The following is a 22,726-nucleotide window of genomic DNA, read 5'->3' as shown; positions in this document are numbered from 1 at the left end:
ACACGTGGACGAAACGTAGGCGGGTGACCCCAAATGGTCACGCAGCTAAGGATAAAGAGCACAAAAGCTCATGGAGAAACGTATCTCCGACCAACCCACGCAGACCATCACCTAAGGTCGGTGGTGAGCCATACGATCGGTTCGACATGACAGCAGCAGCAGCCAACCAGAGCGGCCGGCGGCCACCCCACGCCCGGCGGCTGGAACGCGCCGGAATCCGGGACGTCGCCGCCGCGGCGGGGGTGTCCATCACCACCGTCTCCGACGCCCTCAACGGCAAGGGCCGCCTCCCGGACGAGACCCGCAGCAAGGTCCGCGAGGTCGCCGAGCGCCTCGGGTACCGCCCCTCCGCCGCCGCCCGCACCCTCCGCACCGGGCGCTCCGGCCTGATCGGCCTGACCGTCACCACCTACGGACAAGAACCCTTCACCTTCACCGAGTTCGCCTACTTCGCGGAGATGGCCCGGGCCGCCACCTCGGCCGCGCTCAACCGCGGCTACGCCCTGGTCGTGCTGCCCGCGACGTCCCGGCACGACGTCTGGAGCAACGTCGCCCTGGACGGCACCGTCGTCATCGACCCGGCCGAGCACGACCCGATGGTCGCCGAGCTGTTCCGGCAGGGCCTGCCGGTGGTCAGCGACGGCCGCCCCGGCAACTGCCCGGTCACCGCCTGGGTGGACAACGACCACGGCAGCGCCGTGCTGGAGATCCTGGACCACCTGGCCGAGGCCGGGGCCCGCCGGATCGGCCTGCTCACCGGCACCAGCACCGACACCTACACCCGCCTCAGCACCGACGCCTACCTGGGCTGGTGCCGCCGGGTCCGGCAGGAGCCGCTGTGCGAGGCGTACCCCGCGCACGACCCCTGCGCGGGCGCCGTCGCCGCCGATCGGCTGCTGGCCCGCCCGGACCGCCCGGACGCCGTCTACGGCCTGTTCGACCCCAACGGCACCGACCTGCTGGCCGCCGCCCGCCGCTACGGCCTGCGGGTTCCGGAGGACCTGCTGCTGGTCTGCTGCAGCGAGAGCGACGTCTACGCGACCACCGAACCGCCCGTCACCACCCTGTCGCTGAAGCCGCAGCGGATCGGCACCACCGTGGTGAACCTGCTCATCGACGCCATCGAGGGCGGCGCCCCGGCCGAGGAGAGCCCAGTCGGACAGCTGATGCCGACCGAGCTGATCGTCCGCACCTCCTCCCAGCGGCGGCCCGCGCGGATCACCGTCAGCCCGCCCCGGCACCCGGGCGAGGAATGACACGTCACCGCAGAACGTGACAAGAATCCATACAAACCATCACACATACCCACAGCCAACACCGATGACCGACCAGCCCGGGCGTATTGATCCCGCCCAGGTGCGTACACCGCGAACTGGGGCTTCCTATGATGGGCGAATGACACCGGTGGACCCCTTCGCCCGGCCTGAGCTGCCGGACCCAGGCCCCCGTACGCCCCTGGACCCCTCGCGGCCGGAGATCCACGGCGACGGGTCCACGACGTACGACTTCTTCTCCCCGCCCACGCGCGCGGCGGAGGAGGCGGGCTCGTACGCGCCCGAACCGCCCTACGACGGGCCGCCGGTGTACGCACCCGAGCCGGCCTACCCGAGCGCCCCGGCCTATCCCGCCGCGCCGCCCGGCGCCCCGGTGTTCACCCCGCCGCGCTTCATCCCCGGCCCGCAGGACCCGCCCACCATCGAACTGGGCGGCCCGATGGCCCCGACCGTCGGCTACGAGCACCCCGCGCCCCGGGTGGAGACCGCGCCCCCGGTGCTCCCGGCCCCGGCCGCCGCGGCCGAGTCCGAGGGCCCCGGCCCGCTCTACGTCGTCGGCGACGTCCACGGCTACCTGCAGGCGCTGCTGGACGCGCTGCACCAGGCGGGCATCATCGACGCCGAGGGCCACTGGTCCGCCGGGCCCGCCCGGATCTGGTTCCTCGGCGACTTCACCGACCGCGGCCCCGACGGCATCGGCGTCATCGACCTGGTGATGAACCTCGCCGCCGAGGCCGCCGCCTCCGGCGGCTACTGCCGCGCGCTGATGGGCAACCACGAACTGCTGCTGCTCGGCGCCGACCGCTACGGCGACCAGGCCGTCCAGTCCACCGCCGGCACCGCCTCCTTCCTCGCCGCCTGGCGGCTCAACGGCGGCCAGCCCACCGACATGGAACGGCTCCAGGACCACCACGTGACCTGGCTGTCCCGGCTCCCGGCCATGGCCGTCGAGGACGACCACCTGCTGGTCCACTCCGACACCACCGCCTACCTGGAGTACGGCGACTCGGTGGACGCCGTCAACGACGCCATCCACGAGGTGCTGCAGGGCGACGAGGCCGACGACTGGTGGGACTGCTTCCGCCGGATGACCAAGCGCTTCGCCTTCCGCGGCGACGCCGGCCCCTCCGCCTGCCACGAACTCCTCGACGCCTACGGCGGGCGGCGCATCGTCCACGGCCACAGCCCGATCCCCTACCTGGTCGGCGACGCCCAGAGCGAGGACGGCCCGGCCGGCAACTCCGGACACCCCGTCACCGGACCGCACATCTACGCGGACGGCCTGGCGGTCGCCATGGACGGCGGCGTCACCATGGAGGGACAGGGCCGCCTGCTGGTCGCCCGGCTCCCCCTCAACTGACCAGCGCACCAAGGACGATCAGGGAAACCGGCACGATCGCTGCCGGTGCCGGGAGACGGCCGGGCCCCGCGCGGGGCCCGGCCTGCGGCATATACCGGAGGCATCACCAGCCCCACCAGGCCCTGAAATTCCGGAAACTGCCTGTCACCGTGTCAGCTGCTCCCCCTACCATCAAGGCAGAAGCCCCCGACGGAGCCTTCGGGGGAGTAGGTAGGGATCCATGGACAGCGCTCCATACCTGCAGGCCGAGGACAAGCCGGATTTCGAACGCGTCCTCGATGAACTGCTCCACCACGACGAGCTGCGGCTCGCCCTGCGGCGCACCCCCGGCGGCCCCAACGCCCAGCAGCTGCACACCCGCGCCCTGCACGACGCCGGCGCCATAGCCGCCGACGCCGCCTCCGCGTACAGCTACTACCGCGCCCTGCGCGACCAGGTCCGCAGCACCACCCCCGACGACGACCCCACCCGGCGGCAGGCCCCGGAGAACCCCCTGGACGCGGCCGAACGCGCCGGCTGGGTGCCCCTGATCGCGGTCCTGCTGCCGATCCTGTCCGGACTCGGCGCCCTGGTGATGCTGCTGCTCGGCTACGCCTTCCGGGCCGACCACTTCTCCCTCGGCCAGCCCCTGGTCACCGCCGGATTCGTCTCCGCCGTGGTGTGCGCGGCGGCCATCGCCGTGGACATCATCGGGCTGCTGCTCACCGCCGCCCGCGACGCCGCGGGCCCGCCCCCGGGCCGCCACCCCGAGCAGTACGCCGAACTCGCCACGGCCCGCGAGCTCTGGCACACGGCGCTGCGCGACCAGGCCCTGCGCCCCTACCTGCTGGCCCAGCTCGGCGCCGTGCCCGGCGCGGGCGCTGGCACCGGCGAGGTCGCCGCCCGGCCCGGCGTCAGCCTGGTCCGCGCCCGGCCCAAGCTGGGCTACTCCAGCCCCGGCTTCACCAGCCCGGGCCCGGAGCGCCTCACCGACGAGCAGGGCCAGGAGGTCGACGCCGACCCGGCCCCCGAGCCCCACTTCTCCAGCCCCGGCTTCACCAGCCCCGGCCCGGAGCGCCTCACCGACCAGCGCGGCCAGGAGGTCGACGCCGACCCGACCCCCGAGCCCCACTTCTCCAGCCCCGGCTTCACCAGCCCCGGCCCGGAGCGCCTCACCGACCAGCGCGGCCAGGAGGTCGACGCCGACCCGACCCCCGAGCCCCACTTCTCCAGCCCCGGGTACTCCCGGCCGGACTACTCGTCGCCCGACTTCAGCAGCCCGGCCTTCACCAGTGCCTCCGGCGTCCCCGGGCCGCGCGGCGCGGACCGCCCCCGGGCGCGCTCCCGGTTCCTGCCCAACGCCGAGGACGCCGACGCCCGGGGCGCGGCGGACGTCGACGTCGACGTCGAGCGGCCGGCCGAGCTGGACTGACCGCGGCCGCCCGGCCGGCCTCGCCCTATTCGGCGGCGGCCAGCAGCTCCGCGGCGACCAGCTCGGCGATCTGCACCGCGTTCAGCGCCGCGCCCTTGCGCAGGTTGTCACTGGAGACGAACAGCGACAGACCGTTCTCCGCGGTCTCGTCCGCCCGGATCCGGCCGACGTACGACGGGTCCTGACCGGCGGCCTGCAGCGGGGTCGGGATCTCCGACAGCTCGACGCCGGGGGCCTGCGCCAGCAGCTCCCGGGCCCGCTCCGGGCTGAGCGGACGCGCGAAGCGGGCGTTCACCTGCAGCGAGTGCCCGGTGAACACCGGCACCCGGACGCAGGTGCCGGAGACCTTGAGGCCGGGGATCTCCAGGATCTTCCGGCTCTCGTTGCGGAGCTTCTGCTCCTCGTCGGTCTCGTTCAGGCCGTCGTCCACGATGGACCCGGCGAGCGGCAGCACATTGAAGGCGATCGGGCGCGCGTACTGCTTGGGCTCGGGGAACTCCACCGCCGCGCCGTCGTGGGTGAGCGCGCTGGCGCCCGCGCCGACCGCGTCCACCTGGCCCTGCAGCTCGGCGACGCCGCTCAGGCCGCTGCCGGAGACGGCCTGGTAGGTCGCCACCACCAGCCCGACCAGCTCCGCCTCCTGGTGCAGCGGACGCAGTACCGGCATGGCGGCCATGGTGGTGCAGTTGGGGTTGGCGATGATGCCCAGCGGGCGGTCCGCGACGGCGTGCGGATTGACCTCGGAGACCACCAGCGGCACCTCCGGGTGGGAGCGCCAGCCGGAGGAGTTGTCGATCACGACGGCCCCGGCGGCGGCCACCTTCGGCGCCAGCGCGAGCGAGGCGGTCTTGCCCGCGGAGAAGATGACGATGTCGAGACCGCTGTAGTCGGCGGTGTCGGCGTCCTCGACGACGACCGTCCCGTCCTTCCACGGCAGCTCCCGGCCTGCGGAACGCGCCGAGGCGAACAGCCGCAGCTCCGTCACCGGGAAGTCCCGCTCGGCGAGAATCCGACGCACAACGCCACCGACCTGGCCCGTGGCACCCACAATTCCAATCTTCATACCCCTACAGTAGGCGTCCCGGTGCCGCCGCCCCCGCGAATATCCGCTGGCCGGACCACCTGCGCCGGTCCGCCCCCGAAAGACCTGCGCCCCGCACCGAAGCCGCCAGGAAATCCTCCGGGCGGCACCGGCGCAGCACCGCCGGATCGTTCAGCAAAAACGACACCGCCCCGGTACCCCGCCCGGTGATCCCCGCTGCCGCCGAGCCGGCGTTGTCGCCGCCGTCTTCTGATTCTCTGTCAGCTCTCCGGTCGGCGCGAACGGCGTAACCGTATGACCATCCGATCGTTGAACACCGTGCGCATGAGCACTGTGGATCAGATGACGCGGCGAGTGGTGACTGTGGAGTTGGCCGGTTCAGTCCGGCCCATGGGATGAGTGGACGAACGCGACTCGTGCCCTTGACCGTCCAGGTGGGACGGCCCTGAGCCCCGGGATGGGGGCGTTCAGTCAACTGTCCCCACTCATGGGAAGGGCAGGCACCATGCCACCCGAAGTCGCTCTGCTGGAGTCGCGCGCCCTGCGCGACAGCGTCCACCACCGCACCGACGCGCTGGACCGCGTCAAGGCGCTCGTCCTGCTGCCGGACGGCGTCCACGTCACCACGAGGATGGTCGCCGACTACTACGAGGTCGGAATCGAGGCGGTGCAGTCCCTCGTCAAGGACCACCGTGAGGAGCTGCTGGGCACCGGATACCGCATCCTCGCAGGTCAGGAACTCATGTTGCTCAAGAACATGGGTGGGGTGCACCCCAGAACGCCGTCCCTGGCGGTGTTCCCGCGCCGCGCCGTGCTCAACATCGCCATGCTGCTGCGGGACAGCGCCGTCGCCCGGCAGGTCCGTGTCTACCTCCTCGACACCGAGGCGGATCGGCACGGACCGGCGGCCCCGCCGCGCCACGGCATGCCGCCCGGTCGGCGGCTCGGACCGGGCCCGCACTGGGACGAGTACGAGTACCTCCAGGCCCACCCCGACGCCCCCACCCCGGAGCAGTACACCCATGCTGACCAGGGACGATGGGCGGATCTGGCGGAGTCGGTGGACCGTCGGCTGGATGCCCACGGCCGGGTGGTCGGGGCGATGAGCGAGCAGCTCTGCGCCCTCGGCGACGACGTCCGGGAGCTGCGCGAGGACGTCTCCGGCATGCGCAAGGACGTCTCCGAGCTGCGCCAGGGGAGGGCCGCCGACCGCCGTCGTCGGCAGCGCTGATCCCCTAGTACCAGCAGCCTGTGGACAGCGTGGTCCACTCGGGTTCTCGCAGAACCTGAGTGGACCACACGCCTGTGGACAACCTCTTCACCGCAGGTCAGCGCCCCTGTCGCGGATGTTCCGACGACCACGCCGCCATCGGTGGGCAGAGCCTGTGGACAACTCGCCCCGGCAGTCCCTCCGGCCGTTCTTGCGTGTCGCCGCCCTCGGCACCCGCCGCCCGCGCATCATGGAAGCCGCATCGCGCCGGCCTTCGTGCGCTCCTTCTTCGCGCACGGCCCCCGCCCTGGCGTACGACAGCCATCGCCGCCGTTCGAGCACCGGCCCCTCGGCACGGCACCCCCGGCAGCCAGCCCGATATTCCTTTGATGCGCCATCAGTTACCACACGTACTATCTCCCGCTCTCATTTCCCCGACAGTAGGCCGATCAAGCTAATCGACAGATTGCGGGCATGTCATAGCCGCAATAGTGGCGTGATAGGCGGATGGTATGAGGAACCCGGCCCGGCCGGGAACCTGCACCGATCCATGCGCTTGTCCCACAGGCCCGTGGTGTCGGCTCCGGCACGTCGCAGACGTCCACCGTACGGCTCTTGGCGCGATCTGGGTTCTCCACCGGCTGCCGAGATCCGCCGAACCTATTCGAAAGAGTTGGGCACCTCGATGGATTTGATTGTCCCCACAACACCCCATCGGCACAGATTCCGCGCCAGGGCCGCCTCCGGATTCGTCCTGGCATCGGTGGCCGCCGTGCTGGCATTCCTGCCGACCGCTGCCGCCGCGATCGGCGTGGCCGTTCCGCTCGGGACCGCGAGCAGCTTCGCGGTGCTGTCCGGTCAGTCGATCACCAACACCGGCCCCACCACGATCACCGGCGACGTCGGCGTGAGCCCCGGCACCTCGGTGACCGGATTCCCGCCCGGCACGGTGGCCGGAGTCATCCACGCCGCCGACGCCGTGGCGCTCCAGGCGAAGAGCGACCTCACCATCGCCTACAACAACGCCGCCGGGCAGGCACCGGACAGCACCCTCACCTCCCCGGGGACCTCGGCGGGCTGACGCTGGGGCCGGGCGTCTACAAGGCGTCGTCGTCGATCGGGCTGACCGGCACGCTCACCCTGGACGCGCACGGTGACCCGAACGCGGTGTTCATCTTCCAGATCGGCTCGACGCTGACCACGGCCTCCGCCAGCCGGGTGCTCTTCGTCAACGGCGCGCAGCCGTGCAACGTCTTCTGGCAGGTCGGCAGTTCCGCCACGCTCGGAACCCACTCGACCTTCATCGGCACCATCCTGGCCCTGACGTCCATCTCGGTGACCACCGGAGTGGACATCAACGGCCGGGTACTGGCCCGAAACGGGTCGGTCACCCTGGACACCGACAACATCATCCGGTCCACCTGCGCCGCCGGAGGCACCACCGGCGGCACGACCGGCGGCGGCACCGGAGGCACCACCGGCGGCGGCACGGGCGGCACCACCGGCGGCGGCACCGGCGGGACGACCGGCGGCGCCACTGGCGGGACCACCGGGGGCACCGGCGGACACCACCACCACCATCACCACCATCACCACCCCGGCGCTCCCGGTGGCCCCGGCGGTCCCGGCGGTCCTGGCGGTCCCGGCCACCCCGGTGGTCCTGGCCACCGCTACCCCGGCGGCCCGGGGCCCCGCCCCATCGGCGGGATCGGAGCCGGCACCGGCGGCAGCGTCTCCAAGTCGGACTCCACGGAGGTCGCGGTCGGCTCTGCCCTGGTGGGCCTCGCCATCCTCGGCTCGGGCGTCATCGTCCTGCGCCGTCGGGCCGCGAGCCGCTGGCACTCCTGAGACCTGAGTACGCGATGGCTCGTCGGGGCGCGGCAACGCCCCCGGCGGGCCATCGCCCGCTGTCCGGGGGGCACTGTCCGGAGATCAACGGTGGAGGGATGCAATGAGCGGCACCGACAACGGCCGTTCCGGGCCGGGCAGCACACAGCCGGGCAGCACACAGGTGGACCGGGCACCGTCCGTCCCCCGGCCGGCCTCCGGTACGCGCCTCGTACGCGCACAGGAGCGGGAGGCCGCCGCCGGTGACCCGCCGGGCCCGTGCCCTCCGCTGCCCCGGCCCGTCCGGTGGGCGGTCGTCTGCGCGGTCTGCGCGTGCTGCGCCACCGCGCTCGTCCACGTCTGCATGATGTTCCTGTTCGTCGCGCCCTCCAACACCGTCTCCCAGCGGTACGAGCAGCAGATCAACGCCTGGATCTATCCCTACTTCGAGCAGAACTGGCAGCTGTTCGCCCCTGACCCGCAGGCCGACCGCGAGCAGATCTCCGCACGCTCGGCGGTCACCTCCCCCGACGGCGCCCGCCGGGCCGGCCCCTGGGTCGACCTGACCGGCATGGACGAGTCCGCGGTGCGGCACGACCCCTTCCCGAGCCGGACCGCACAGAACATGCTGCGGCGGGCGTGGTCCGCCTACCAGGCGGCACCGGACGGCGACGAGGACGCTTCGGGTCAGGCAGGCATGCTCCGGCACTATCTGGCCGCCATCGCCGCGCAACGCCTCGGCGCCCACGGTCAACACGGCTTCGACGCCGTCCAGTTGCGGATCACCACCACACCCATCTCCCCGATCCCGCCCCAGGCGTCCGGGGCGCGTACCCCGGCGCCGGCCTCCGACACGATCTTTCTCCCCTGGTGGCAGGTGACCCCCGATGGCCGTTGACCGTACCCCCGTGCGCAGGCCCCTCGCGCGCCGAACCCTCGCGCGCCGACCCCTCGCCGCCGCCGACCGGGCCTTCGCCTTCGTGACCGAGCAGGCGGTGTCCCTCCACGCGGCCGCCGTGCTGCGCATCGGATACGGCCTGCTGTACCTGGCCGTGCTGCTGCGCGAGTTCCCGCACCGCGACGAGATCTGGGGCCCGGGCTCGCCCTGGAGCCCGGCGCTGGCACGCGAACTCCTGGCCCGCGACGGGTGGTTCAGCATCCTCACGCTGTCCGACCGCCCGGCCTGGTTCACCTGCTGCTACGCGCTGGCGCTGCTCGCCTCGGCCCTGTTCGCGCTGGGCTGGCACACCAGGGCGACGTCCGTGGTGTTCGCCGTGGTGGTCACCTCGTTCCACGGCCGGGCCGTGTTCATGACGGACGGAGGCGACAACCTGATCGAGCTGATGGCCGTGTACCTGATGTTCACGGCCTGCGGACGACGCTGGTCCCTCGACGCCCGCCGAAGCCGCACCCGCCCCCGCCCCGCGCCGCTGCTGCGACCGGCACTGCGGCAGGCCGTCCAAATCCGCAGCCTGCTGAGCAACACGCTGCACAACTGCGGCATGTTCGTCATCGCGGCCCAGGTCTGCCTGCTCTACGGCTCGGCCGGCCTGTTCAAGGTCCAGGGCGGCCTGTGGCGGGACGGGACCGCGCTGCACTACGTGCTGAATCTCGACCTGTTCCAGCCCTGGCCCGCGCTCTCCCGGGCGGCCGACGGCCACGCCCTGCTGCTGGCCGTCGGCAGCTACCTGACCGTCCTGGTCCAGGTGGCCTTTCCGTTCACCCTGTTCAGCCGGGCCAAGTACGTCGTCCTGGCTTTGCTCGTCGCCCTGCACCTCGGCATCGCCGTGCTGCTGGGGCTGCCGGTGTTCTCCGGCGCGATGATCACCGCCGACGCGGTGTTCCTCCCGGACCGCCTGCTGCTGCGCATCGCCCGACCGGGCGGGCGCGGTACCCGGGGTTCCCCTCGTGACCCCGGGTACCGCCTGCCCGACCTGCCTCAGTCGGCCATGGGCAGGTAGACCCGGTTGCCGGAGGCGGCGAACTCCTCCGACTTGGCGCGCATCCCGGCCTCCGCGGCGGCAGCGGCGGCCTCCGCGCCGAGGCCGAGATCCGCGCCGAACTCCTCGCGGATGTCCTGCGAGATCCGCATCGAGCAGAACTTGGGGCCGCACATCGAGCAGAAGTGCGCGGTCTTGGCGGGCTCGGCCGGCAGCGTCTCGTCGTGGAAGTCGCGGGCCGTCTCCGGGTCGAGGGCCAGGTTGAACTGGTCCTCCCAGCGGAACTCGAAGCGGGCGTCGGAGAGGGCGTCGTCCCAGAGCTGCGCCCCGGGGTGGCCCTTGGCCAGGTCGGCGGCGTGGGCCGCGATCTTGTAGGTGATGACGCCGGTCTTGACGTCGTCCCGGTTCGGCAGCCCCAGGTGCTCCTTGGGCGTGACGTAGCAGAGCATCGCCGTGCCCCACCAGGCGATCATGGCTGCGCCGATGCCCGAGGTGATGTGGTCGTAGCCCGGGGCGACGTCGGTGGTCAGCGGGCCTAGGGTGTAGAACGGCGCCTCGTCGCAGACCTCCCGCTGCAGCTCCATGTTCTCGCGGATCTTGTGCATGGGGACGTGCCCCGGGCCCTCGATCATCACCTGCACGTCGCGCGAGCGGGCGATCCGGCCCAGCTCCCCCAGCGTCTGCAGCTCGGCGAACTGCGCCTCGTCGTTGGCGTCCGAGGTGGAGCCGGGGCGCAGCCCGTCGCCGAGCGAGTAGGTGACGTCGTAGGCGCGCAGGATGTCGCACAGCTCCGCGAAGTTGGTGTACAGGAAGTTCTCCTGGTGGTGCGCCAGGCACCAGGCCGCCATGATCGAGCCGCCGCGCGAGACGATGCCGGTGCGGCGGCGCGCGGTGAGCGGGACGTAGCGCAGCAGCACCCCGGCGTGGACGGTCATGTAGTCCACGCCCTGCTCGCACTGCTCGATGACGGTGTCGCGGTAGACCTCCCAGGAGAGCTCCTCGGCGCGGCCGTCGACCTTCTCCAGTGCCTGGTAGAGCGGCACGGTGCCGATCGGCACGGGGGAGTTGCGCAGGATCCACTCACGGGTGGTGTGGATGTTGCGGCCGGTGGAGAGGTCCATCACGGTGTCGGCGCCCCAGCGGGTGGCCCACGACATCTTCTCCACCTCCTCCTCGATGGAGGAGGTGACCGCCGAGTTGCCGATGTTGGCGTTGATCTTCACCAGGAAGCGGCTGCCGATCAGCATCGGCTCGGACTCCGGGTGGTTCACGTTGGCCGGCAGCACCGCCCGCCCGGAGGCGATCTCCTCGCGCACGACCTGCGGGTCCATGCCCTCGCGCAGGGCCGCGAACTCCATCTCGTCGGTGACCACCCCCCGCCGCGCGTAGGCGAGTTGGGTGACTGCCTGGCCGTCGCGGGCCCGGCGCGGGCGGCGCGGGCGGCCGGGGAAGACCGCGTCCAGGTTGGCCAGTCCGCCGCGCGGCGAGGTGTGCCGCAGGCCGTCGTCCTCGGGGCGGGCCTCGCGGCCGTGGTAGTCCTCGACGTCGCCGCGGCGGACGATCCAGGGGTCGCGCAGTGCCGGGAGCCCGCGCCGGACGTCCGGCTGGAACTCCGGGTCGGTGTACGGGCCGGAGGTGTCGTACAGCGGGACGGTGCCGCCGTTGGTCAGCCGCACCTCCCGGTAGGGCACCCGGAGGTCAGGACGCGATCCGGTGCGGTAGGCCTTGCGCCAGGCCGGGGCCGGGTAACCGGTGGACGTGCTGGAGGCTCCGGAGGTTCCGGAGGCGGCGTGCTGCTGCGGTCGTGCGTCATGCTCGGTCATGAGACCTGCTACTCCCTACGCCGGCATTACCCGGTCAGGTTCCTGCGGTCGGCGCAAGCAGCAGTCCCACATCGGCGTGCGATGTACGACGGTCAGCGCCCTCTCAGCCCGGTGCTCCGAGCTCCCGCGTCTGCAAATGAGATGGCCTCACCGTACCCAGACCCGGGCGGAGTTGGCCAGGGGGCCTGAGCAGACCGGACGCCCGGGGATATTCCGGGCGGCCGTTGTCGGTGCACGGGAGTATCGTCCGAACCGGATGGACCGGATGGACCGGATACCCGGGTGCGGGTGCCGGGGTCGACGGAGGGGGGCCGGAGATGGTCGGCAGTACGGGACGGGTGACCGGGACGGTCGGCCCGGGGCTGGTCGGCGAGGTGCTGATCGCGGTGCGCGGCGGCACCGAGGCGTTCCTGGCGTACCCGGCGGTGCCCGGCGAGCGGATAACCACGGGGACGCTGGTGATCGTCCAGGAGTACCTGCCGCCGCGGACGGTGTACGTGGCCCAACTAATCGGTTGAATCAAGCAACCAGCAGGGGATACGCCCGACTTGCCACGCCTTCCGCCGGCTGATCCCGCTCAAGTTTCCATCAATTGTGGGCACCGCCTTTCGCCGGCCCGGGCGGCGGGTGCACACTTCCGATCGGCCGCCTCGTAGCCCGCGCACTCCTGCACAGTCGCGCAGCCACGGGCCGGGCGGCGTCGAAGGGGGAATGTGCCGATGTTCATCGGCGTCATCGGGGGCGCGGCCGTCGTCGCCCTCATCGTTGTGATCGTGCTGTTCAAACTGATGTGGCGGGTCGCCGAGCCGAACGAGGCCCTGCTGATCTCCGGCTCCAAGCACCGGACCGCGGGGCTCGACGACGGCCTCGGGTTCCGTATCGTGACCGGTCGCGGCACCCTGGTGACGCCCGGGGTGCAGGTCGTCCGCAAGATGTCGCTCGACCTGAACGAGGCCGACCTGGACGTCGAGTGCGTGACCTCGCAGGGCATCCCGGTCCGGGTCCGGGGTGTGGTGATCTTCAAGGTCGGTGACGACCACGCGTCCATAGCCAACGCCGCCCGGCGGTTCCTGGACCAGCAGAAGATGATGGGCAGCCGGGTGCACAACGTCTTCGCCGGGCACCTGCGCTCCATCGTCGGCAGCCTGACCGTCGAGGACATGATCCGCGACCGCGAACGGCTGACCGGGGAGACCCGGGCGGCCTCCGGCTCGGAGATGGAGAAGCTGGGTCTGATCATCGACTCGCTGCAGATCCAGGAGATCCTCGACCCGACCGGCTACATCAAGAACCTCGCCGCCCCGCACGCGGCGGCCGTCCACCGGGACGCCCGCATCGCGCAGGCGGAGGCCGACCGGGCGGCGACCCACGCCGAGCAGGAGGCGGCGGCCCGCAAGGCCGAGTCCACCCGCAACAGCGAGATCCTGCAGTCCGGTTACCGTGCCGAGAGGGAGAAGGCCCAGGCCGAGGCCAAGCAGGCGGGCCCGCTCGCGGAGGCCGCCGCCCGGCAGGAGGTCGTCGTCCAGGAGACCAGGGTCGCCGAGCTGGAGGCGCAGCGCCGCGAACAGCAGCTGCAGATCGACGTCCGCAAGCCGGCGGACGCCGCCGCCTACCAGACCCGCACCATCGCCGAGGCCGAGCGTGACGCGCGGATCTCGGCGGCGCAGGCCCAGGCGCAGGAGACCGAGCTGCGGGCGGTCGCCGACGCCAACCAGGTGAAGATCGCCGCGCTGGCGGCGGCGGAGGCGACCAAGGCCCACGCCCAGGCCGTCTCCGGGGAGTTGCGGGCGACCGGTGAGGCCGAGGCCGCCGCCGCCCGGGCGCGCGGGCTGGCCGAAGCCGAGTCGGTACAGGCCCGCGGTCTGGCCGAGGCCGCGGCGGCGAAGGCGCTGGGCCTGGCCGAGGCCGAGGCGATCAAGGCCCGGGCAGCGGCCCTGGCCGAGAACCAGGAAGCGGTCGTGGCGCAGCAGTTGGCCGAGAACTGGCCGGAGATCGTCCGGGCGGGCGCGTCGGCCTTCGGCAGTGTGGAGCACATGGTGCTGCTCAACGGCGCCGAGGGCATGGGCGAGATGTTCGCCAAGGCGCTGACCATGGGCGGTACCGGGCTCGGCCTGGCCCGGCAGCTGCTGAACCAGATGAAGGACGACCAGGCGGCCCCCACCCTGCCGGCCCCGCCCAACGGCTCGGCGCCCAGGGTGGAGCAGATCCCGGTGCAGTCCGACTGACGGCGTGGTCCGACTGAAGCACGGGGCGCCCGCACCCCTCACCGGGTGCGGGCGCCCGGCCCGGCTCGACCGGGCCCTTCCAGCGCGTCGGCGCTAGCGCGAGGCCTTCTTCACCAGGATCACGACCACCGCGCCCAGGGCGACGATCACCAGCGCCTTGATGACCCAGCCGAAGATGAACCACATCAGCCCGAAGATCGCGCCGATGACCGCCGAGACGATCGCCCAGGCGACGATCAGCGCGATGATGGGCACCACGATGTACCGGATCCAGCCGGGCAGGGTCTTCCAGATCTCCGTCATGATGTCCGTCCTCCCCCACGGGGTTTCCCGGGGCCTCGGGGCCGCCGGCCCTCCACTGGTGCTGATGGGTCGATCGTACGGCGGCCGCGCTGCCCCGCGGAGGGGGTACGCCCCTGAGATGACCCGGATAAGACCCTGATCAGCCGGGCCTCAGACCGGCCAGGACTCGCCGCGCCAGGCGGCGTCCCAGAACATCCATTCGTAGCGCGCGGTGGTGGCGAAGTGCTCGACCGCGCGCCGCTGTTCGGCCTCCGACAGCTCCGCGCCGATCCGGTCGGCCAGCTCCAGCACCCGGCGGACCACGGTCTGGAACTCCTCGTCCGCGTAGGTGGCGATCCAGCGGGCGTAGAGCGGATCGGGGGAGGACGCCGCCAGCAGGGCCTCGCCGACGCGGGCGTAGATCCAGTAGCAGGGCAGCACGGCGGCCAGGCCCTCGGCGAAGGACCCGCCGTAGGCCGTGGCCAGCAGGTAGCTGGTGTAGGCGCGGGTGGTCGGCAGCACGCCGTCCTGCGCGCCCCGGTCCGGGCCCAGCTCCGCCAGGAACTCGGCGTGCATGTCCTGCTCGGCGGCGAGCGCGCCGGCCGCGTCGGCGGCGAAGGCGCGGACGTCCTCCTCGGTGGGCGCCTTGGCCGCGCAGACCGCCAGCGCCCGGGCGTAGTCGCGCAGGTAGTGCGAGTCCTGGACGACGAAGTGGCGGAAGGCGGCGTGCGGCAGGCTGCCGTCGGTCAGGCCGCGCAGGAAGGGGTGATCCAGGATCTCGCGGTAGACAGCGTCGCCCGCCGCCCAGAGCCGTTCACGGAAGGGGACGGCGGTGGTGGCGGTCATGGCGGTCAGCGCTCCGGGGGTGAGAAGACGACGAGGACGCGGAGGTCCTCGGAGATGTGGTGGAAGCGGTGGCCGACCCCGGCCGGGACGTAGACGACACTGCCGCGCGCCACCATGGTGGTCTCCTCGCCGACGGTGATGGACGCACGCCCGCTGACGACGAGGTAGACCTCGTCCTGGCCGTGCGGCTGCTGCGGGTCCTGGGCGCCCTGGTCGAGGGCGTACAGGCCGACGGACATGTTGCGCTCGTTGATGAAGCGCAGGTACGCGCCCTCGTTGGCGGCGCGCTCGGCGTCCAGGTCGTCCAACCGGAATACCTGCATCGGAATCCACTTCCCTGTGATCGGCATCGGGATACGGCACCAGTCCCGTATTGAACCAGGCTCTGTGAATCATCCCGGTAACAAGGTGCGCAGCGGCACCCGTGGATACTTCCGCTGGACCCCGCGCGCCTGCGACGATCACGCCATGCTTCGATTTGTCGGCAAGACCCTCATCAATGCGGTAGCCATCTGGGTGGCCGCCTGGATCGTCAAGGGAATCACCCTGACGTCGGGCGACTGGGAGCACAAAGCGCTCACCGTGGTGCTGGTGGCGCTCATCTTCGGCCTGGTGAACTTCGCCATCAAGCCGATCGTGAAGCTGTTCTCGCTGCCGCTGTTCATCCTGACGCTGGGGCTGATCACCTTTGTGATCAACGCGCTGATGCTGTGGCTGACCTCCTGGGCGTCCGGCAAGCTCCACCTGAACTTCCACGTGGACGGCTTCGTGGCGGCCCTGCTCGGCTCGCTGATCATCAGCGTGGTGGCCTGGGCCCTGCACATGCTCTTCCCCGACAAGGACTGAGCACCAGGCTCCGGTCGCTCGGGCGTACGAGTTTCACCGGGGGCCCCATGCGGCACACTCCCTGCAAGCATCACGCACGGAGGAAGCCCATGGGTCCTGGTGACCGCCCTGTGGTCAAGCGCACTGCCCGTGCCATCCTGCTGGACCCCACGCCGGACGGCACCTCGATCATCCTGATCAAGCGGACCAAGCCCGGGCGGCACCCGTACTGGATCACCCCCGGCGGCGGCGTCGAACCGACCGACCCGACCGTCCTGGACGGCCTGCACCGGGAGCTCTCCGAGGAGCTCGGCGGCAAGGCGACCAACCCGGTCCCCGCCTTCGTCGACACCGTCTCCTACACCCACCACGACAACGGCGACCCGGCGCATCCGCACGGCGTCAAGGTGCAGCACTTCTTCGTGTGCCGCCTGGAGTCGATGGACCTCTCCCAGCGCCACGGCCCCGAGGTGGACGAGCCGAACGGCGAGTACGAGGTGGTCCGGCTGCCGTTCACCCGCGAAGGGGTGACCTCGGTCAACGTGGTGCCACCCTCCCTGCGGGCCTACCTGGCCAACAACATCGAGGGCATCCGGGCCCTGCTGGCGGACGACCTCGGCGGCTGACCCCGGCCCGGCCGGACCCGCGCTCCCGCGCCGCGTCCCCTCAGCCCAGCGCCTCGTCCCCCAGGTCGTGCTGGATGCGGTCCTTGGCGACGCCGACCGCGTACAGCGCCCGGACGCCGCGCCGCACCATTGCGGGCGGCCCGCTGATGTACGCCTCGTACTCGTCCCACGGCCCCTGAGCGGCGACGACGTCGGGCAGCGCGCCGCGCAGCCCCTCGGTCGGCCCCTCCAACACGGCGGTGCGCACGGTCAGCCAGGAGTGACGTTTCGCCAGCTCGACCAGAGCCCCCCGGGCGTACAGCTCGGCCTCGTTCCGGGCGCCGTAGAAGACCTCCACCGAGCGGCACTGCGCCTTCGGCAGCGTCGCCATCTCCTGCACCAGCGACAGGATCGGCGAGATCCCGGTGCCGCCGCCGACCATCAGCAGCGGAGCCCGGCTGCCGGACCGCAGCGCCATCGTCCCGGCGGCCGGACCGAGGCGCAGCACGTCCCCGGGGCGGTCCGGCGGACCAGGGCGTTGCTGACCCAGCCTGCGGGCACGGCCTTCACCTGGAAGGTCAGCAGCCCGTCCGGGCGCGGCGCGTTGGCCATCGAGTAGGGCCGCCAGACGCGCGGCCACAGGGGCACCTCCAGCGTGGCGTACTGGCCGGCCCGGAACGGGTAGGGCTGGTCGGTGCGCACGGTGACCTGCGAGATGTCCCCGGTCAGCGACTGCACCTCGACCACCTCCGCCTGCCACCAGGGCGGCGAGGCCACGGCGTCCTGCTCCGCCGCGTCGATCATCAGCTGCGAGACCGCGCCGTAGACCCTGCCCATCGCGGCCTCGGCATGCCGGTTCCAGGCGCTGCCGCCGAAGTGCGCCAGGGCGGCCAGCAGCGCCGCCCCGACCGGGGCGTAGTGCTCGCTGCGCACGCCGTACTTGCGGTGGCCCCGGGCCAGCGGCTCGATCAGGGCCTTCAGCGCGACCGGGTCCTCGGCGGCCCGGGCCGCCGCCAGCAGCGCCCGGAACAGCCGGTCCCGCTGGAGGTCCATGGCGGCCGGGAACAGCGCCCGCAGCTCGGGACTGCGGACGAAGAGCACCGCGTAGAAGTGCGCCACGGCCCGGTCGGCGACCGGCTCCACCGCCGCCAGCAGCCGCTGCACCAGCACGATGTCCGGCTCGGTGCTCCTGGCCGAGGCCGCCAGCGGCAGGACCGCGACCGCCGTCTCCGGGCTCAGCAGCGGCGGCAGCGGCGGGAACAGCTGCGGATGCGGCGGTGCCCCGGCCGACGGGACGGCACCGGGCGCGCCGGGCGCGGCGGGCGCGCCGGGCGCGGCGGCCGGAGGCTGCTGCGGGGGCGCGGCGGACTGCGGCTGCGCCCAGGCCCTGGTCCAGGCGTCGCCGGGGCCGACCCAGTTCAGCCCCGGCGCGTTGGTGATCATCGGGGTGTAGACCTGGCGGACGGGCACCGGCAGATGGTCCGGGAGCGGCGGCACCACGATCCCCGGTGCGGCCTGCGGCGCGGGCGGCGGGGCGTACGGCGGAGCCGTCGGCGGGGCCGGTGCCGGGGGCGGGGCGTACGGCGGAGCCTGCGCCGGGGCCTGCGGGGCCCGGCCCCGGGCCGGGTCGTCGGTGCCGGTGGCGGAACCCGCAGCGGCACCGGCACCGGCACCGGGCGGCGGCCCCGGCAGCGGCCCGGGGGCCGCGTCCGGCTGCGACCCGGCCTCGGACGCCTCCGCCGTCAGCCCCGGCGGGGGCTCCGGCGGCGCGGCCGTCTCCTGCCGACCACGTGATCGGCCATGTCGATTGAGAGCGCTTCCGATAGACACGTTTCGGCGTCGTCTCCCGTCGTATCAGCACACAGTGCTCCTACCGCCCAGCAGCGTGTCACGACGGAGCTCCCGATCGGACTAATAAGAGGAAGAGTGGGGCGCGCGCCAGACCGACGCGCTACCGTGCGCACCCCGCACACCACCCCGGTACCTCCGGCACCAGCGGCCCTCACACCACGTCGGTCAACTCCTGCACCAGCCGGCGCTTGGGACGGGCCCCGACCAGCGACTTCACCGGCTCGCCGGCCCGGAACACCATCAGCGTCGGCATCGACAGCACCCCGTACGCCGCCTGGACGACGGGGTTGGCGTCCACATCCAGCGTGACCACTTTCAGCCGACCTGCCTGCTCCTGGGCGACCTCGGCCAGCACCGGTGCGATCATCCGGCACGGTGCGCACCAGTCGGCCGTGAACTCCACCAGCACCGGCCCCTGCGCGGCCAGCACCTCGTCCGCGAAGCTCGCGTCCGTCACCGCGAGCACGCCCTCGATCTGCGCCATGTTCCCCACCGTCCTGTCGTCGTCATCGGTCCTCGGGCACGGTGCCCGAGGTCAGCTCGCACACCGGCGGCTCCGGCTGCCCGGCCTGCGCCTCCAGCCGGGCCCGCGCCAGCTGCGCGCCGACCTGCGCCCGCACGGCCTGCAGCCGGTCGATGCACGCGTCCAGCTCGGCCAGCTTGCGCCGGTAGACCTCCAGCGAGGCCGGGCAGGAGTCCCCGGTGGGGTGCCCGGCCCGCAGGCACTCGACGAAGGGGCGGGTCTCCTCCAGGTCGAAGCCGAAGTCCTGGAGCAGCCGGATCTGCCGCAGCAGCCGCAGATCCTCCTCGCCGTAGGCGCGGTAGCCGTTGCCCGCCCGGCGGGCCGGGAGCAGTCCGCGCGATTCGTAGTACCGCAGCGTGCGCGTGGTGGTGCCCGCGCGCTCCGCGAGTTCGCCGATGCGCATCCCGCTCTCCCGCCGTTCCGGTTCGCCGCTGTGCGGTGCCGACGCTAGACCTTGACGCCGACGTCAACGCCAGTCTCCCCCGACCGCATTTCCCTCCTGCCCCCGCCAATACACATGCATTTGCAACTATTGCTTACGCTGCCTACTATGGGCTGCGGAAGCAGCCCCTCTCCCCTGACGAGGACTCCATGAGCATCCTGTTCGAGCCGCTCACCCTGCGTGGACTGACCATCCCCAACCGCGTCTGGATGGCGCCCATGTGCCAGTACTCGGCTGCCTCCGAGGGGCCCGACACCGGCGCCCCCAATGACTGGCACTTCCAGCACCTGGCCTCCCGCGCCACCGGCGGCGCCGGGCTGATCCTCACCGAGGCCACCGCCATCAGCCCCGAGGGCCGGATCAGCCCCTACGACCTGGGCATCTGGAACGACCACCAGGCCGACGCCTTCCGCCGGACCACCGCCTTCCTCACCGCCCAGGGCGCCGTGCCGGGCATCCAGCTGGCCCACGCCGGACGCAAGGCGTCCACCGACAGCCCCTGGTCCGGCGGCGCGGCCCTGCCGCCCGACGGCAAGGGCTGGACGCCGGTCGCCCCCAGCGCGCTGCCCTTCAACGAGGGCTACCTGCTGCCCGCCGAGCTGACCACCGAGGAGATCGCGGGCATCGTCCAGCAGTTCGCCGACGCCGCCCGTCGGGCCCTGGCAGCCGGATTCAAGGTCGCCGAGATCCACGGCGCGCACGGCTACCTGGTCCACGAGTTCCTCTCCCCCTACTCCAACACCCGCACCGACGGCTACGGCGGCTCGCTGGAGAACCGGATGCGCTTCGCGCTGGAGGTGGTGGACGCCGTCCGCGCCGTCTGGCCCGAGGAACTGCCGCTGTTCTTCCGCACCTCCGCCACCGACTGGCTCGCCGGGGACGCCGACGACGCCCGGCAGGGCTGGACCGGCGAGGACACCGTCCGCCTCGCCAAGGAGCTGCAGACCCACGGGGTCGACCTGCTCGACGTCTCCACCGGCGGCAACGTCCCGGACGCCGCCATCCCGGTCGCCCCCGGCTACCAGGTCCGCTTCGCCGCCGCCGTACGCGAGCAGACCGGCCTGCCCACCGCGGCCGTCGGCCTGATCACCGAGCCGAACCAGGCCCAGTCCATCCTGGCCGACGGCCACGCCGACGCCGTGCTCCTCGGCCGCCAGCTGCTGCGCGACCCGTACTGGCCGCGCCACGCCGCCCGCGAGCTGGGCGCGACCGTACCCCCGGCCCCGCAGTACGCCCGGGCCTGACCCGGCAACCGGCACCGGCCGGGCGCGGCACCCCGTCCGGTGCCGCGCCCGGCCGGGCGACTGCGGCAGGCGACTGCGGCAGGTGGTTGCGGCAGGCGGCTGCGGAGGTCGGACCAGGTGACTGCGGCGACTGGGTGACAATCCCCCTCACTCCTGAGATCGTTGTAGGTAGCAACCACTCAAGTGAGGCTTCTCCATGGCTGGCGACACCGCACAACCACCCATATCCGCACCGCCCGCATCATCTGATCCACTGACCCACCACAGTCCGCACGGACCGCACTACAAGTGGATCGCCCTCTCCAACACCACCATCGGCATGCTGATGGTGATGATCAACCAGTCGATCGTGCTGATCGCACTGCCCAACATCTTCGACGGCATCCGGCTCAACCCGCTCGATCCGCAGAACACCAGCTATCTGCTGTGGATGATGATGGGCTTCATGGTGGTCACCGCCGTCCTGGTGGTCTCCTTCGGCAGGCTCGGCGACATGTTCGGCCGGGTCCGGATGTACAACATGGGCTTCGCCGTGTTCACGGTGTGCTCGATCATGCTGTCGCTCACCTTCGGCCACGGCTCCCAGGCCGCCCTGTGGCTGATCGGCTGGCGCGTGGTGCAGGGCATCGGCGGCGCGCTGATCTTCGCCAACTCCACCGCCATCCTCACCGACGCCTTCCCCGCCAACCAGCGCGGCACCGCGCTCGGCATCAACGTCATCGCGGGCATCTCCGGCTCCTTCATCGGCCTGATGCTCGGCGGCGTGCTGGGACCGGTCGGCTGGCGCTGGATCTTCCTGGTGTCCGTCCCGGTCAGCCTCTTCGGCACGGTCTGGGCCTACCTCAAGCTCAAGGACACCAGCGAGCGCCGTCCGGCCCGGATGGACTGGTGGGGCAACCTCACCTTCGCCGTCGGCCTGATCTCGGTCCTGGTCGGCATTACCTACGGCATCCAGCCCTACGGCAAGAGCAGCACCGGCTGGGGCAACCCGTGGGTGCTCACCGCGATGATCGGCGGCGTGGCCGTCCTGCTGCTGTTCTGCTGGATCGAGACCCGGGTCGCCGAACCGCTGTTCCACCTCTCGCTGTTCAAGATCAAGGCGTTCACCGCGGGCAACCTGGCCAGCCTGCTGGCCGCGCTCGGCCGAGGCGGGCTCCAGTTCATCCTGATCATCTGGCTGCAGGGCATCTGGCTGCCGCTGCACGGCTACAGCTTCGAGCAGACGCCGCTGTGGGCCGGCATCTACATGATCCCGCTGACCGTGGGCCTGCTGGTCGCCGCGCCGCTCTCCGGGATGCTCTCGGACCGCTTCGGCTCCCGGGTGTTCACCGTCGCCGGAGCCCTGATGAACGCGCTCAGCTTCGGCCTGCTGATGATCCTGCCGGTGGACTTCCCCTACTGGGCCTTCGCGCTGATCCTGGTGCTGAACGGCGTGGGTGCCGGGCTGTTCGCCTCCCCCAACCGCGTGCAGATCATGAACTCGCTGCCGCCGCAGCAGCGCGGCGTGGGCGCGGGGATGACCGCGACCTTCCAGAACACCGCCATGGTGCTCTCCATCGGCGTCTTCTTCAGCCTGATCGTGCTGGGCCTGTCGGCCCACCTGCCGAGCGCCATGTACGGCGGACTGACCGCGCAGGGCGTGCCGAGCGCGGCAGCCCAGCAGATCTCGCACCTGCCCCCGCTGGCCGTGCTGTTCGCCTGCTTCCTCGGCTACAACCCGATGAAGCAGCTGCTGGGACCGCAGGTGCTGCACCAGCTGCCCGCGGACAAGGCGTCCTACCTGACCGGCCGCAGCTTCTTCCCGCACCTGGTGACCGGCCCGTTCCAGGACGGCCTCGCGGTCGCCTTCTGGTTCGCCCTGGCCGCCTGCCTGATCGCGGCGGGCGCGTCGCTGGTCACCGGCGGCGGAGCGAAGCGCACGGCGTAGCGGTACGGGTGGCGCGGGGCACGTCCTCGCGCCACCCCCGGCGCGCGCCAGCCGAGTACACACCGCATA

Annotated in this window: 23 protein-coding genes and 1 riboswitch; of the genes, 14 read left to right on the top strand and 9 right to left on the bottom strand. The window is 72.0% G+C overall.

Features of this window, described 5'->3' with window-relative positions:
- Positions 1 to 146: 146 nt before the first annotated feature.
- From GXW83_RS00365 to GXW83_RS00355, 3 genes are all read left to right on the top strand, one after another.
- A complete protein-coding gene (locus tag GXW83_RS00365; RefSeq protein WP_182440883.1) occupies positions 147 to 1,256 on the top strand; it encodes a LacI family DNA-binding transcriptional regulator in 1,110 nt (369 codons plus the stop codon).
- Positions 1,257 to 1,395: 139 nt separating this feature from the next.
- The gene (locus GXW83_RS00360; RefSeq protein ID WP_182440882.1) at positions 1,396 to 2,634 is read left to right on the top strand and encodes a metallophosphoesterase; all 1,239 of its coding nucleotides are present in this window, start codon (positions 1,396 to 1,398) and stop codon (positions 2,632 to 2,634) included.
- 220 nt (positions 2,635 to 2,854) lie between these two features.
- Complete coding sequence (locus tag GXW83_RS00355) at positions 2,855 to 4,045, top strand: hypothetical protein (RefSeq protein ID WP_182440881.1); 1,191 nt, start codon at positions 2,855 to 2,857, stop codon at positions 4,043 to 4,045.
- Positions 4,046 to 4,070: 25 nt separating this feature from the next.
- Here GXW83_RS00355 and GXW83_RS00350 read toward each other — a convergent pair whose 3' ends face one another.
- Positions 4,071 to 5,108: an aspartate-semialdehyde dehydrogenase gene (locus GXW83_RS00350; RefSeq protein WP_182440880.1), complete on the bottom strand. Its 1,038-nt coding sequence runs from the start codon at positions 5,106 to 5,108 to the stop codon at positions 4,071 to 4,073.
- 484 nt (positions 5,109 to 5,592) lie between these two features.
- On the opposite strand from GXW83_RS00350, the gene GXW83_RS00345 reads away from it, so the two are divergent.
- The 5 genes from GXW83_RS00345 (at position 5,593) to GXW83_RS00330 (ending at position 10,085) form a co-directional block, all read left to right on the top strand.
- Positions 5,593 to 6,318 carry a hypothetical protein gene (locus tag GXW83_RS00345; RefSeq protein ID WP_182440879.1) on the top strand — a complete coding sequence of 242 codons (726 nt, stop codon included), beginning with the start codon at positions 5,593 to 5,595 and terminating at the stop codon, positions 6,316 to 6,318.
- A gap of 742 nt (positions 6,319 to 7,060) precedes the next feature.
- On the top strand, positions 7,061 to 7,378 hold the full coding sequence (locus GXW83_RS34715; RefSeq protein WP_255431222.1) for an ice-binding family protein: 318 nt from the start codon (positions 7,061 to 7,063) through the stop codon (positions 7,376 to 7,378).
- Positions 7,375 to 8,145 (top strand): ice-binding family protein, encoded by a 771-nt coding sequence (locus GXW83_RS00340; RefSeq protein ID WP_255431343.1) that lies wholly within the window; start codon positions 7,375 to 7,377, stop codon positions 8,143 to 8,145. Before GXW83_RS34715 ends, GXW83_RS00340 begins: the two co-directional genes overlap by 4 nt.
- 103 nt (positions 8,146 to 8,248) lie before the next feature.
- Complete coding sequence (locus tag GXW83_RS00335; RefSeq protein WP_225446661.1) at positions 8,249 to 9,022, top strand: DUF5819 family protein; 774 nt, start codon at positions 8,249 to 8,251, stop codon at positions 9,020 to 9,022.
- A gap of 10 nt (positions 9,023 to 9,032) precedes the next feature.
- The gene (locus tag GXW83_RS00330) at positions 9,033 to 10,085 is read left to right on the top strand and encodes an HTTM domain-containing protein (RefSeq protein WP_225446660.1); all 1,053 of its coding nucleotides are present in this window, start codon (positions 9,033 to 9,035) and stop codon (positions 10,083 to 10,085) included.
- Here the strand turns inward: GXW83_RS00330 and thiC are convergent.
- Positions 10,064 to 11,887, bottom strand: coding sequence for a phosphomethylpyrimidine synthase ThiC (thiC, locus tag GXW83_RS00325; protein WP_182440877.1), 1,824 nt, complete (start codon positions 11,885 to 11,887; stop codon positions 10,064 to 10,066). The genes GXW83_RS00330 and thiC overlap by 22 nt on opposite strands.
- A riboswitch (TPP riboswitch) is annotated at positions 11,883 to 12,025 on the bottom strand. (Overlaps the previous gene by 5 nt.)
- A 179-nt stretch (positions 12,026 to 12,204) precedes the next feature.
- Here thiC and GXW83_RS00320 point away from each other — a divergent pair.
- A complete protein-coding gene (locus GXW83_RS00320; RefSeq protein WP_182440876.1) occupies positions 12,205 to 12,405 on the top strand; it encodes a hypothetical protein in 201 nt (66 codons plus the stop codon).
- A 201-nt stretch (positions 12,406 to 12,606) separates the two neighbouring features.
- Positions 12,607 to 14,112 carry a flotillin family protein gene (locus tag GXW83_RS00315; RefSeq protein ID WP_182446932.1) on the top strand — a complete coding sequence of 502 codons (1,506 nt, stop codon included), beginning with the start codon at positions 12,607 to 12,609 and terminating at the stop codon, positions 14,110 to 14,112.
- A 93-nt stretch (positions 14,113 to 14,205) separates the two neighbouring features.
- Here GXW83_RS00315 and GXW83_RS00310 read toward each other — a convergent pair whose 3' ends face one another.
- From GXW83_RS00310 to GXW83_RS00300, 3 genes are all read right to left on the bottom strand, one after another.
- Entirely contained in the window at positions 14,206 to 14,415 is a 210-nt protein-coding gene (locus tag GXW83_RS00310; protein ID WP_182440875.1) for a DUF5326 family protein, read from the bottom strand.
- A 150-nt stretch (positions 14,416 to 14,565) separates the two neighbouring features.
- On the bottom strand, positions 14,566 to 15,240 hold the full coding sequence (tenA, locus tag GXW83_RS00305) for a thiaminase II (protein ID WP_182440874.1): 675 nt from the start codon (positions 15,238 to 15,240) through the stop codon (positions 14,566 to 14,568).
- Between the two features lie 5 nt (positions 15,241 to 15,245).
- Entirely contained in the window at positions 15,246 to 15,563 is a 318-nt protein-coding gene (locus GXW83_RS00300; RefSeq protein WP_182440873.1) for a cupin domain-containing protein, read from the bottom strand.
- A 145-nt stretch (positions 15,564 to 15,708) separates the two neighbouring features.
- On the opposite strand from GXW83_RS00300, the gene GXW83_RS00295 reads away from it, so the two are divergent.
- Positions 15,709 to 16,086: a phage holin family protein gene (locus tag GXW83_RS00295; protein ID WP_182440872.1), complete on the top strand. Its 378-nt coding sequence runs from the start codon at positions 15,709 to 15,711 to the stop codon at positions 16,084 to 16,086.
- 89 nt (positions 16,087 to 16,175) lie between these two features.
- Complete coding sequence (locus GXW83_RS00290; RefSeq protein WP_182440871.1) at positions 16,176 to 16,691, top strand: NUDIX domain-containing protein; 516 nt, start codon at positions 16,176 to 16,178, stop codon at positions 16,689 to 16,691.
- 40 nt (positions 16,692 to 16,731) lie between these two features.
- Here the strand turns inward: GXW83_RS00290 and GXW83_RS00285 are convergent, their stop codons facing one another.
- From GXW83_RS00285 to GXW83_RS00270, 4 genes are all read right to left on the bottom strand, one after another.
- On the bottom strand, positions 16,732 to 17,148 hold the full coding sequence (locus GXW83_RS00285) for a hypothetical protein (protein ID WP_182440870.1): 417 nt from the start codon (positions 17,146 to 17,148) through the stop codon (positions 16,732 to 16,734).
- The gene (locus tag GXW83_RS00280) at positions 17,112 to 18,500 is read right to left on the bottom strand and encodes a globin domain-containing protein (protein WP_182440869.1); all 1,389 of its coding nucleotides are present in this window, start codon (positions 18,498 to 18,500) and stop codon (positions 17,112 to 17,114) included. Before GXW83_RS00280 ends, GXW83_RS00285 begins: the two co-directional genes overlap by 37 nt.
- Positions 18,501 to 18,672: 172 nt before the next feature.
- Positions 18,673 to 19,005, bottom strand: coding sequence for a thioredoxin (gene trxA, locus GXW83_RS00275; protein ID WP_304940944.1), 333 nt, complete (start codon positions 19,003 to 19,005; stop codon positions 18,673 to 18,675).
- A 22-nt stretch (positions 19,006 to 19,027) separates the two neighbouring features.
- Entirely contained in the window at positions 19,028 to 19,447 is a 420-nt protein-coding gene (locus GXW83_RS00270; protein WP_182440868.1) for a MerR family transcriptional regulator, read from the bottom strand.
- Between the two features lie 188 nt (positions 19,448 to 19,635).
- Between GXW83_RS00270 and GXW83_RS00265 the strand changes: the two genes are divergently transcribed.
- Complete coding sequence (locus GXW83_RS00265) at positions 19,636 to 20,730, top strand: NADH:flavin oxidoreductase/NADH oxidase (RefSeq protein ID WP_182440867.1); 1,095 nt, start codon at positions 19,636 to 19,638, stop codon at positions 20,728 to 20,730.
- A 196-nt stretch (positions 20,731 to 20,926) separates the two neighbouring features.
- Positions 20,927 to 22,657, top strand: a complete 1,731-nt coding sequence (locus tag GXW83_RS00260; protein WP_182440866.1) for an MFS transporter — start codon at positions 20,927 to 20,929, stop codon at positions 22,655 to 22,657.
- The last annotated feature ends 69 nt before the right edge of the window (positions 22,658 to 22,726 follow it).

The organism is Streptacidiphilus sp. PB12-B1b, from assembly GCF_014084125.1.
Lineage (GTDB): Bacteria > Actinomycetota > Actinomycetes > Streptomycetales > Streptomycetaceae > Streptacidiphilus.
Note: the sequence above shows the minus strand (reverse complement) of the source record. Positions and strands in the feature narration are given on the sequence as shown.